Source organism: Ruegeria sp. YTSA072 (genome assembly GCF_059610285.1).
The window spans coordinates 38877-49421 of record NZ_JBXWNI010000009.1 but is presented as its reverse complement, the minus strand read 5'-3'; the positions used below and the strand labels follow the sequence as shown (position 1 = coordinate 49421).

Below are 10545 nucleotides of genomic sequence, written 5' to 3'. Positions count from 1 at the left end.
CAATCAAAATGCCTGTCCGATCCCGATATAAAACTGCAAGCCGTCGCCGGTGTCACCCTGCACTGGTACGGCCAGATCCAGCCGCAACGGACCAAATCCGCCCAGATCATACCGAACCCCAAGCCCGGCACCCGCGTGATATTCTGCGCCGCTGCCGATGAATGAGGATGTGTCCACCGTACCGTAGTCATAAAACCCGACCAGAGATATGGCTTCGGTGACTTTGCCGCGCACCTCGGCGGAAAGACCAAGGAAAGATTTGCCTCCTGCGATCCCGGTGCCGACTGGGATGCCAAGACTCTCGTAGGGTTGGCCCCGAACCGTTCCGGCACCGCCCGAGAAAAACAGGAAGTCTGGTGTTACACCGTCCGGCGACGGCCCGAGCACTGATCCCAGCTGTACGCGACCGGCCAGAACCAGCCGTCCGCCGGTGCCGAGGCTGGTATAGCCGCGCCCATCAAAAAACATGCGTATGCCGCTTTCGGTTTCGGACAGACCAGCAAAGGGCGTGATCTGCGCGTCCAGATAAAAGCCGCGTGTTGCGCTGACCTTACTGTCGCGCTCGTCCCATTCTGAACGCAAGGGAAGGATGAAATATCGGAACCTGCGGTCATCGCCATAGGCGTCATCCGCACTGGACCACTGAAACCCGGCTGAGGCTTCGGCATATAGACGATCAGAAAACGTGCGCCGGGCACCGTAGGCCAATGCCGCAACGGTGACATTGTAGTTTTCTGTGTTGCGCCGTTCCAGAAGCGCGTTCCAAAAAGTGTTGTCATCGGGACCAAGCCGGTCGGGCTGATCCAGACGCAAACCGATCCGGCCGTCGATATCCTCGGCACCGCCGATATTACGGACTGCCGCCTCGAACCGCAGGCGTTCGGCGCGCCGGAATACGTTGCGATGCGTCCAGGTCGCGGTCACGTCGACGCCGTCGCGCGACGCGATCTCCGCACCAAAGGTCAGCTGGCGTTTTGGCAGATCTTCAAACGTGGCGTCGAAATCCAATGTGCCGTCCGGGTTCGGAGTGTCCCTCTCTTCAATCGAAACCACGTTGAAGGTCCCGGTCCGCCGCAACCGTGTGCCGACCTTCTGGATTTTCTCGGGCGAGTATACCTCGCCTACCGGAAATCCGGCGATCTTTTCGATTGACCGATGGCGCACATCGGTGTCGCCCTTGATGATCATTTTGCCAAATCTCAGGCGCGGGCCGGGGGTAAGGTCGATCTCGGCATCCAGCTTGGCCTCGGCATGGCGGGCAATGACTTTCTGGCCTTCGACTTCGGCCTTGGCATGACCCGCGTTGCGCCAACCCTGCACGCCAGCTGACGCGGCTTGTTGGATCGCGCCGGTGGTCGCGAGTTTGCCGACCGCAAACTCCTCGGGCAGAACTGTTTCGGGCGTTATCGGTTGTACGATGGCTTCGCCAAAGGTGAACTTGGGGCCGGTGTTGACCGTGATTACCGCGCTATTGATCTGCGCTGGTACGCTGAGCGAGCTGATCTCAGCTGCTTCTTTTCCGTCCAGTTTGATGCTTACGACTGGGCTGAAATACCCTTCGTCATAAAGAATTTGGACGAGAGTGCGATAATCCGAAAGCGCCGCCGACAAGATCTCAAGCGGCGTGTCCAGCCCGCGAGATTCAGCCGTCGTAACTGAGGAGGTTTCCTCCATCCGCTCGACAAGCTCTTTTGAAGCACCCGGAGCTGTTAAGGTGGTTTCCAGCGCGGCCAATGCGGTCGGCAGGGTCATTGCAATCGCGCCGAGAAGGCATCTCTTCAAAAAGGCGCGCGGCCTGCTCCCCGGCATCTGATAGCTCCAACTGCCCCAACTCGAAATCACATTTGCCGTTTTTTGCAAAGCAACGGCTGATTACATTCATGTTAGAGCATCAGAGTCCTTGCAGGAAAAGACTAAATCCAGCGTCGCCTGAATTTTGCGACCTGTGTGATTGATCGGTCTCGGGATCAGGAACCTGCGTTGCGAAACCAGCGGATGATTGCTTCTCGGTCCTCGGGCTCCATGTAGGTGACGTTTGCGGGGGGCATCGCATGGCTGACCCCCGCCTGCAGATAGATTTGCTGGGCGTTGCGGGCAATGTCGCCTTCAGTTTCCAGCAATACGCCCTTTGGCGCCCACAAAATGCCCTCCCACACCGGTTCGCGTGCGTGGCACATCGAACAGCGTCCAAGAACGACGTCATGGGCCTCTTCAAAGCCATCGGCGGCAGCATATTTCTGTTCAAACGGTGTCAGTGGCTGTGCTTCGGCCTCTTCCAGAGGTTTGTACATAGGGGCAGTAGACAACCACATTATTGCGATGAACAGCAACGCAGTGACCAGCCATGTCCAGGTTGGATCGCCTGCCCGAGCGTGGCGCGTGTTGAAGTAGTGTCGGATGGTCACGCCCATCAGGAAGACCAGAGCCGCGATGATCCAGTTGTATTCTGTCGCAAATGCCAGTGGGTAGTGGTTCGACAACATCAGGAACACGACCGGCAACGTCAGGTAGTTGTTATGCGTCGAGCGCAGCTTGGCGATTTTGCCGTACTTTGGGTCAGGTGTACGGCCGTTCTTCAGATCGTCTACCACGATGCGCTGGTTCGGCATGATGATGAAAAACACGTTGGCTGTCATGATCGTGGCCGTGAAGGCACCCAGATGCAGCATCATGGCGCGACCTGTGAAAACCTGATTGTACCCCCAGCCCATCACCACCAGTAGGACGAACAGCAGCACCATCAGCAGGGTCGGACGTTCGCCCAAACCCGATTTGCACAGGAAATCATAGATCAGCCAACCAACTGTCAGCGAGGCGGCCGAGATCAGAATGCCTTGCCACAACGCAAGATCAGCTTTCTGCGCGTCGATCAGATACAATTCTCCGCCCACCCAGTACACGATCATCAGCAATCCGGCCCCGCTGAGCCAGGTCGCATAGCTTTCCCATTTGAACCAAACCAGGTGTTCCGGCATCCGTTCGGGCGCGACCAGGTATTTCTGGATGTGGTAGAAACCGCCGCCATGAACCTGCCATTCCTCGCCATCCGCCGGGCCGGGGATGTCGCGGTTCAGACCAAGGTCCAGTGCGATGAAATAAAATGAGGATCCGATCCAGGCAATGGCGGTAATAACGTGCAGCCAGCGCACGGCAAATGCCATCCAGTCCCAGAAAACGGCGAAGTCGTACATGAGAAAGCTCTCCGATTGGTTGCCGTCACACTAGGCAAAGGGCACTTTCTTCGGTATTCCCTGATATTGTCAAACTGTATCAAAAAAAACGAAAAGATGTCCTATCTAGACAACATCCGCACCTTTGTCAGGGTTTACGACCTTGGCAGCATGTCCGCTGCCGGGCGAGACCTGCGAATCTCGCCAGCGGTGACGTCGGCGCGGATATCTCAGCTTGAAGATCATCTGGGCGTGCGCTTGTTTCAAAGAACAACGCGCAACCTCAGCCCGACAGAGCAGGGGCGGGCATTCTATCCTGGTGCCGTGGCTGTTCTGGATGCGGTGGACGATGCCGAAGCGCAGGTCGTCCATCTGACCGAAGCGCCGCGTGGATCGTTGTTCGTTGCCGCTCCGCTAGGGGTGGGGCGTAGGGTTTTGGCGCCACACGTACCTGATTTCCTTGCGGAATATCCCGAGATCGACGTACGCTTGCGGTTGACCGACAGATCCGTTGATCTGACGACCGAAGGTTTGGATCTGGCCTTTTTCATCGGCCAGCCTGAAGATAGTACTCTGCGTATTCGAAAGATCGCCGACTGCCAGCGCGTGCTTTGTGCCGCTCCTGCCTATGTTGAACGCAGGGGCATGCCTGCAACGGGCGCGGACCTGGTTTCCCAGCGCCATGAATGCTTGAACCTGAGGTTTCCCGGCGCGACCGAGTTTCAGTGGCAATTGGAAACGCCCGACGGTCCCAAGCGGTTCGCAGTCTCTGGCCGGTTCGAATGTGACGACGGTGACGTGCTGACTGACTGGGCGCTGTCGGGGCAAGGGATTGCTATGAAACCGGTTTTTGAAGTGGCCGAACACCTCAGTTCGGGGCGTCTGGTCCCCGTTGCGGTCGAAACGCCGCCGGTGTCTGTTCAAATGGCCTGCCTGTACACCCATCGCCGCCATCAGGACCCTAAGGCGCGTTTGTTCATGGATTTCATGATTGCGCGGATCGGCAAGGTCGTGCGTGGGTCGGAAACTGCTGACACATAAAGCTGCCGCCCAGCGGCAGCCCTATCCCAAGGTTCAGCTGCCCCGGTAGGTCGAATAGCCGTAAGGGGACAGCAGCAGAGGCACGTGATAATGTGCGTCGGCATCAGACATGCCAAACCGGAGCGGCACCTGATCAAGAAACAGCGGGTCCTCAGCAGCTTGACCTGAGGCGCGCAGATAGTCTCCTGCGAAGAAAACCAGCTCGTAAGTGCCAGTTTTGAACGAGGCTTGTGGCAAGATTGGGCTGTCTGTGCGCCCGTCCGAATTGGTCTCCATCTCGGCGATTTTGCGATGGGAGTTCCCCGACACCCGATAGAGTGCGATTTTCAACCCTTCAGCCGGGCAGCCGCGTGCAGTGTCCAGAACATGGGTCGTCAGATAGCCAGCCACAGGTCTCTCCTTTGATTTGTCTTTTGCTTTGTCACAGTCTGACGCAAAGTTTGAAACAGTGGAAATGCCGAAAGAACCGGAAACAGCGTTCGGATTGATTTGATAATCATCGGTGTGTTTCTGGGGTAAGGCTATTCAAAAGATCAAGAATGGAAGATGCCATGCAGCCCCCTCGCTATCCTCGTGACATGATCGGATATGGTGCCAACCCGCCAGATGCCAAATGGCCGGGCGGCGCGAAGCTGGCCGTTCAGATCGTACTGAACTACGAAGAGGGCGGTGAAAATTGCGTGCTGCACGGCGATGCCGCGTCCGAGGCGTTTCTGTCCGAAATCGTGGGGGCCGCCCAATGGCCGGACCAGCGCCATTGGAACATGGAGTCGATCTATGAGTACGGCTCTCGCGCTGGGTTCTGGCGACTGCACCGGTTGATGCAGGACCTGCCAATAACAGTCTATGGCGTTGCATCAGCTTTGGCTCGCTCGCCAGATCAAATGGCCGCGATGAAGGCAGCGGGGTGGGAGATTGCCAGCCATGGTCTGAAATGGGTCGAACATAAAGACATGCCAGCGGATGAAGAACGCGCACAAATTGCCGAGGCTATCCGTCTTCACACCGAGGTTGTCGGAGAACGCCCGCGTGGTTGGTACACAGGGCGCTGTTCCGAGAATACTGTTCAGTTGGTGGCAGAAGAGGGCGGATTTGCCTATGTGGCCGATACATATGCGGACGACTTGCCCTATTGGGTGCAAGCGGGTGGGCGGGATCAGTTGATCGTACCCTACACGTTGGATTGCAACGATATGCGCTTTGCCACGCCGCAGGGATTCAATGCGGGTGACCAGTTCTATTCCTACCTGAAAGACAGCTTTGATGCGCTATACGCCGAGGGCGAGGGCGGAGCGCCCAAGATGCTGTCGATCGGCTTGCACTGCCGCCTGATCGGACGACCTGGCCGGGTGATGGCGTTGAAACGTTTCCTGGAATACGCGCGCGGCTTTTCCGATGTCTGGTTTGCGACACGGTTGCAGATCGCCGAACACTGGGCGGAACACCATCCGGCGGTGCCGCATCCGAAGCCTGCTCAGATGGATCGGGACGCGTTTGTCGCGACGTATGGCGGCATCTTCGAGCATTCCGCCTGGATTGCCGAACGGGCGTATGAGCTGGAATTGGGACCGGCCAATGACACGGCAGGTGGGCTGCACAATGCACTGACCCGCATGTTCCGCTCCGCCTCTGCGGACGAAAGGATGGGTGTCCTGACCGCGCACCCGGATCTTGCCGGAAAATTGGCGCAGGCAAAACGGCTGACGCAAGAAAGCACGTCCGAGCAGGCTTCGGCAGGGTTGGATGCTCTGACAGATGATGAGCGTGCGATGTTCACGGGCTTGAACCAGAAATACACCGAGAAGTTCGGTTTTCCGTTTATCATCGCCGTGCGTGATCACGACAAAACGTCTATCCTTCAGGCGTTTCAACGGCGGATTGATCAGGATAAGGACACCGAATTCGCAGAGGCTTGCCGTCAGGTCGAGCGGATCGCCGAATTCCGGTTGCAGGACATCTTACCCTCATGAGCGCGCAAGTCGGGACTACGCCTTTGACGGCCAAGGCATTTGCCCCGTTCGGTGATGTCATCGAAGTGACCGGTGATCCGGACAAGATCATCAATCAGGGGCAATGTGGTCGCTACCATGATCTGGCGCGACTGGATTTCACAGACGGGCGCGCCGGTATCAGCCTGTTCAACGCCAATCCGCGATCCTTGCCTTATCAACTGGATATGGTTGAGCGTCACCCCGAGGGCAGTCAGGCATTCATACCGATGACACACCAGCCCTTTCTGGTTGTCGTGGCCCCGGATGAGGGCGGGCGGCCCGGACATCCGCGGGCATTTGTGACCAAGCCCGGACAGGGTGTGAACTATTTTCGCGGCACATGGCATGGGGTGCTGACCCCATTGCACGGGCCCGGCTTATTCGCTGTGATTGATCGGATTGGTGAGGGGACTAATCTGGAGGAGTTCTGGTTTGACACTCCGTTCGAGATCATAGGCGGATAGGGAGCTCCCGCCCGGTCAATGCGCATCAAAGATGCTTGTGACCCGTTTGGCCAAGCAGCGCGCGGGCAAGCCCGCCCGCTGCGCCCGCGCAAATTCAGCTATCTGTCATAAGACGGGCAACATTCAGCATGCGTGCCGAAAATCCCCATTCATTGTCATACCAGCCGAAAACACGGACCTGATGTTCGCCGACAATGCGTGTTTCGGGTCCCGCTATAACCAGCGACTCTGGGCGTGTACGCAGGTCTGACGAGACCAGAGGGGAATCGGTCCAGCCCAGCACAGGCGATGTCTGGACGGCCGCGCGCAGTTCGGCTTCGAACAACCCAGGCGACATTCCGCGATCCAGCGTCACCACCAGATCAATGGCGGATACACTGGCCGTCGGGACCCGAACAGCAGCGCCCGAGATGCGCCCGGCCAGATGCGGCATGACGTCGTCGATCAGGTGGGTGGCGCTGGACGTGGTGGGCACCATAGACAGCGCGCCCGCGCGCGAACGGGCCAGATCGCCGCGTGGCGCGTCCACCATAGGCTGGCTGTTCGTATAGCAGTGAATTGTTGTCATATGCGCTGACGCAATCCCGCCAATCTGGTCCAGCACTTTGACCAAGGGCGCAAGCCCGTTGGTTGTGCACGAAGCGTTGGACACGATGCGAGCATTGCCCAACTGGTCTTCGTTGGCACCCAGAACAATAGTGATTTCGGTCGCGGGCGAGGGGCCAGAGATCAGCACCTTGCGGGCTCCGGCGGTCAGGCCCTGACTGGCCACATCCGAGGTACGAGCAACGCCAGTGCAATCCATCAGAACGTCGACACCAGACAGATCGACATGTGCCAGATTGGGGCTGTGTGTCATCGGGATTGTGCGCCCATCGACGACGATCGCCGCGTCGCCCTGTTCTACTGCTCCGGGGTAGGGGCCAAAGGTGCTGTCATATTTGAACAGGTAGGCGCAGGTCTCAAGCGGGGCGATGTCGTTGATCAGAACCAGCTCAATATCTGTATCCTGCGGCAAAGCCAGCAGCTGCCGCAGGATTGTGCGGCCAATACGGCCGAATCCGTTGATTGCAAGTTTCATGCGCAAGCTATGGCAGCGCGTTGCCAATAGCTCAATGCCCGTTGTGACCTATGGTCAGTTGCAGCTGACCTGCGAAAAGAACTGACCCGAAATGTTCTGGTACATGCTGGCCACGATCGGTCTGCACCCAGTCGCTTGCTGAAAGGCGGCTATGGCCTGAATGGTGCGCAAGCGCGGCGGTGGGCCAAAGGGGTTCAGGTTGTTGTTGTCGCGCGTCGCACGGTACACGACCGGAGCGTCCGAGACCTGTGTCACCGCCCAGGTACGGCTCATGACAGAAACCTGTCTTGTTTCTTCCTTCGCGGCGACAGGTGTTGCATCAAATGCCGTCAAACCAATTGCAGCTGCCAGTGCCAGCATCGTTACACGCAGTACCATTGAACAATCTCCAGTGCTAAAAACTGCTGTTATTTCACCAGATTCACAGGCTTCTGTGAACCCCTGACCGAAATAAAGCGTTTAAAAGCCTAGCGTTTGGACAGTGTCAACGGCATGTGCCGGTTCACATCCTTGTAAAGCAGATAGCGAAAGCGCCCCGGCCCACCCGCATAGCAGGCCTGCGGGCAGAAAGCGCGCAACCACATGTAATCGCCGGCCTCTACCTCGACCCAATCCTGGTTGAGCCGATAGACCGCCTTGCCTTCCAGCACGTACAAACCGTGTTCCATGACATGGGTTTCGGCAAAGGGAATCACGCCGCCGGGTTCGAAATTGACGATATTGACATGCATGTCATGACGCAGATCCTGCGGATCTGTGAAGCGGGTTGTAGACCAGCGCCCCTCGGTGCCGGGCATCTCGACGGGGGATACATCACGTTCGTTGGTGATGATCGGATCTGGTGCAGGCAGGCCGGGAACGGTTTCATAGGCTTTGCGAACCCAGTGGAATCGGGCGGTTTTTTGGGCGCGGTTGTGCAAGGTCCAATCTGATCCGGGCGGGATATAGGCGTATCCGCCGGTTTCGAGAACATGAATAGTGCCACCTAATGTCAGGGTCACCTCGCCTTCGACCACAAAGAGAACACCCTGCGCCATGGCGTCTGTTTCTGGGTGGTCGCTGCCGCCACCGGGCTGGACCTCCATGATGTATTGCGAAAACGTCTCGGCAAATCCGCTGAGGGGGCGGGACAGGACCCAAAGCCGGGTGCCTTCCCAGAACGGCAGGTTGCTGGTTACGATGTCGCGCATGGTGCCTTTAGGGATAACCGCATAGGCGTCGGTAAACATGGCGCGGTCGGTCAACAGTTGGTCTTGTCCGGGGTGTCCGCCTGTGGGCGCGTAATAGGTGGGCTGTGCCATTTCATGCCTCTGGTTCGTGTTTGAGGCACTATGAGGCGATTGGCGCGGCGGTCCTAGCACCCGAGTCGCGATAGGTTTGTTCGGTATTATTTGAAGGTCGGCCCGCGGGGCTTGGCCCCCGTTCCCCGGCGGTATAGTCTTGTGACCAGACTTATTTCAGCAAGGCGAGAAGATCATGAAAGCCTGGATTTCACCCTTTTTTGCAGCAGCCGTTGTGATCGGCGCAATTTCACTGGCACAGGCCAAGCCACTTTCGAGAATCATCGCTGAAATGGGGTTGAGCCCCGAGGACTACAGTGTCGTCAACGCCACGACCAATGCGATGTTGGCAGATGGAACGCCTCAGGTCGGAACCGAACGCAACTGGTCGAACGACGACACCGGATCAAAAGGCACTGTCCGAGTGCGCGAGGTCCGGGACAATTGCGTGCATCTCCAGCATTTCATCGTGCCCGCCGGGGCCGAACAATCACGCGAAGTCAGAACCCGCAACTGCCGGGACGCCGGCGGGAACTGGGTTCTGACGCCCTGATTTCGACTCAGTAGCCGCGTGTGCGGTCGACTTCGTGCAGTAAGGGCTTCCCTGCGGACAACCGTTGGAAATTCTCGGCAACGTCGGCCAATGCTTCACCTAAGTGCCAGCCAGAAACATGCGGAGTGATTGTGACGCCCGGGTGTGCCCAGAGCGGACTGTCTGACGGTAAGGGTTCTGTACTGGTTACGTCCAGAACGGCGTGGCCGGGCGTTCCACGGTCCAAGGCTTCGATCAGCGCATTTTCGTCAATCAGATCACCACGCCCTGCGTTCAACAGCTGACTGCCGGGCTTCATGGCTGCCAGCATCTGCACATCGAACAAGCCGAGTGTTTGCGGCGTGGACGGCAGAATGGCGCAAACGTGGTCGCATTGGCCTAGCAACATCGGCAGCGCATCCTCGCCATGCAGGCAGGTCACGCCCTCGATCTCTTTCGGGGATCGGCTCCATCCCATGACCTGAAAACCGATGGCGCGCAGCATTCTGGCGCTGCGGGCGCCGATATGGCCCAGACCCAGAACGCCCACTACGGTGTCCGGTGTGAATACCGGCGCTTTGGGCACCCACTCTGCCTTGCGCTGGGCGGCTTCGTGAAAGGCCATGTTCCGTTGGTGGTGAAGGACATAGGCGACGAACCACTCGGCAATACCTTGCGCCGGCGCATCGGGCTTGAGCCGTGCGATACGGACGTGATCGGGCAGGCTCGGGTTGCCAACAATCGTTTCAACGCCCGCGCCCAGTTTCTGGACCAGTTGCAGGTTCGGCAGCCGTTTGGGGTGGTCGTTGTTCAGGCCGACAACAGCGACCATGGTGATTTCGCTTGCATCTCCAATCGTTTCCCGGGTGCGCACATCCGCACCGGGGTGTATGTTTCGGATCGTTCTGGCGATGTCATCATCGCTTATCCAGTCGGTCAGACCGGTTTCGATCAGTAGCGCCATGAATCATCCTCGCAATTTCATT

General features: G+C 58.1%; 11 protein-coding genes. 4 read left to right on the top strand and 7 right to left on the bottom strand.

The features are described from left to right. Nucleotides 1-3: 3 nt before the first annotated feature. Both AC2FIB_RS15330 and AC2FIB_RS15325 read right to left on the bottom strand, forming a co-directional pair. On the bottom strand, nucleotides 4-1752 hold the full coding sequence (locus tag AC2FIB_RS15330; RefSeq protein ID WP_496735438.1) for an autotransporter assembly complex protein TamA: 1749 nt from the start codon (nucleotides 1750-1752) through the stop codon (nucleotides 4-6). Nucleotides 1753-1967: 215 nt separating this feature from the next. Further along, complete coding sequence (locus tag AC2FIB_RS15325; RefSeq protein WP_113791601.1) at nucleotides 1968-3191, bottom strand: urate hydroxylase PuuD; 1224 nt, start codon at nucleotides 3189-3191, stop codon at nucleotides 1968-1970. 96 nt (nucleotides 3192-3287) lie between these two features. Here AC2FIB_RS15325 and AC2FIB_RS15320 point away from each other — a divergent pair, with 96 nt between their 5' ends. Further along, entirely contained in the window at nucleotides 3288-4211 is a 924-nt protein-coding gene (locus AC2FIB_RS15320) for a LysR family transcriptional regulator (RefSeq protein ID WP_113791847.1), read from the top strand. Nucleotides 4212-4244: 33 nt separating this feature from the next. Here AC2FIB_RS15320 and uraH read toward each other — a convergent pair whose 3' ends face one another. Further along, a complete protein-coding gene (uraH, locus tag AC2FIB_RS15315) occupies nucleotides 4245-4601 on the bottom strand; it encodes a hydroxyisourate hydrolase (protein WP_496735440.1) in 357 nt (118 codons plus the stop codon). Between the two features lie 161 nt (nucleotides 4602-4762). Between uraH and puuE the strand changes: the two genes are divergently transcribed. Together puuE and AC2FIB_RS15305 are read left to right on the top strand one after the other, a co-directional pair. Further along, nucleotides 4763-6181, top strand: coding sequence for an allantoinase PuuE (gene puuE, locus AC2FIB_RS15310; RefSeq protein ID WP_496842339.1), 1419 nt, complete (start codon nucleotides 4763-4765; stop codon nucleotides 6179-6181). Then, nucleotides 6178-6666: an ureidoglycolate lyase gene (locus AC2FIB_RS15305; protein ID WP_496735443.1), complete on the top strand. Its 489-nt coding sequence runs from the start codon at nucleotides 6178-6180 to the stop codon at nucleotides 6664-6666. The genes puuE and AC2FIB_RS15305 overlap by 4 nt, the downstream gene beginning before the upstream one ends. A gap of 94 nt (nucleotides 6667-6760) precedes the next feature. On the opposite strand, the gene AC2FIB_RS15300 is transcribed toward AC2FIB_RS15305, so the two are convergent. The 3 genes from AC2FIB_RS15300 to AC2FIB_RS15290 form a co-directional block, all read right to left on the bottom strand. Continuing rightward, the gene (locus AC2FIB_RS15300; RefSeq protein WP_496735444.1) at nucleotides 6761-7747 is read right to left on the bottom strand and encodes a type I glyceraldehyde-3-phosphate dehydrogenase; all 987 of its coding nucleotides are present in this window, start codon (nucleotides 7745-7747) and stop codon (nucleotides 6761-6763) included. Nucleotides 7748-7801: 54 nt separating this feature from the next. Next, nucleotides 7802-8125, bottom strand: coding sequence for a hypothetical protein (locus AC2FIB_RS15295; protein WP_496735446.1), 324 nt, complete (start codon nucleotides 8123-8125; stop codon nucleotides 7802-7804). An 89-nt stretch (nucleotides 8126-8214) separates the two neighbouring features. Continuing rightward, entirely contained in the window at nucleotides 8215-9048 is an 834-nt protein-coding gene (locus AC2FIB_RS15290; RefSeq protein ID WP_496735447.1) for a bifunctional allantoicase/(S)-ureidoglycine aminohydrolase, read from the bottom strand. A 175-nt stretch (nucleotides 9049-9223) separates the two neighbouring features. Here AC2FIB_RS15290 and AC2FIB_RS15285 point away from each other — a divergent pair, with 175 nt between their 5' ends. Beyond that, on the top strand, nucleotides 9224-9580 hold the full coding sequence (locus AC2FIB_RS15285) for a hypothetical protein (protein WP_058273195.1): 357 nt from the start codon (nucleotides 9224-9226) through the stop codon (nucleotides 9578-9580). Nucleotides 9581-9587: 7 nt separating this feature from the next. On the opposite strand, the gene AC2FIB_RS15280 is transcribed toward AC2FIB_RS15285, so the two are convergent. Then, nucleotides 9588-10523 carry a 2-hydroxyacid dehydrogenase gene (locus tag AC2FIB_RS15280; RefSeq protein WP_496735449.1) on the bottom strand — a complete coding sequence of 312 codons (936 nt, stop codon included), beginning with the start codon at nucleotides 10521-10523 and terminating at the stop codon, nucleotides 9588-9590. Between the last annotated feature and the right edge of the window lie 22 nt (nucleotides 10524-10545).

Coding starts and splice junctions, on each gene's coding strand:
- AC2FIB_RS15330 (WP_496735438.1), bottom strand. CDS start 1,752: ATGACCCTGCCGACCGCATTGGCCGCGCTGGAAACCACCTTAACAGCT.
- AC2FIB_RS15325 (WP_113791601.1), bottom strand. CDS start 3,191: ATGTACGACTTCGCCGTTTTCTGGGACTGGATGGCATTTGCCGTGCGC.
- AC2FIB_RS15320 (WP_113791847.1), top strand. CDS start 3,288: ATGTCCTATCTAGACAACATCCGCACCTTTGTCAGGGTTTACGACCTT.
- puuE (WP_496842339.1), top strand. CDS start 4,763: ATGCAGCCCCCTCGCTATCCTCGTGACATGATCGGATATGGTGCCAAC.
- AC2FIB_RS15305 (WP_496735443.1), top strand. CDS start 6,178: ATGAGCGCGCAAGTCGGGACTACGCCTTTGACGGCCAAGGCATTTGCC.
- AC2FIB_RS15300 (WP_496735444.1), bottom strand. CDS start 7,747: ATGAAACTTGCAATCAACGGATTCGGCCGTATTGGCCGCACAATCCTG.
- AC2FIB_RS15295 (WP_496735446.1), bottom strand. CDS start 8,125: ATGGTACTGCGTGTAACGATGCTGGCACTGGCAGCTGCAATTGGTTTG.
- AC2FIB_RS15290 (WP_496735447.1), bottom strand. CDS start 9,048: ATGGCACAGCCCACCTATTACGCGCCCACAGGCGGACACCCCGGACAA.
- AC2FIB_RS15285 (WP_058273195.1), top strand. CDS start 9,224: ATGAAAGCCTGGATTTCACCCTTTTTTGCAGCAGCCGTTGTGATCGGC.
- AC2FIB_RS15280 (WP_496735449.1), bottom strand. CDS start 10,523: ATGGCGCTACTGATCGAAACCGGTCTGACCGACTGGATAAGCGATGAT.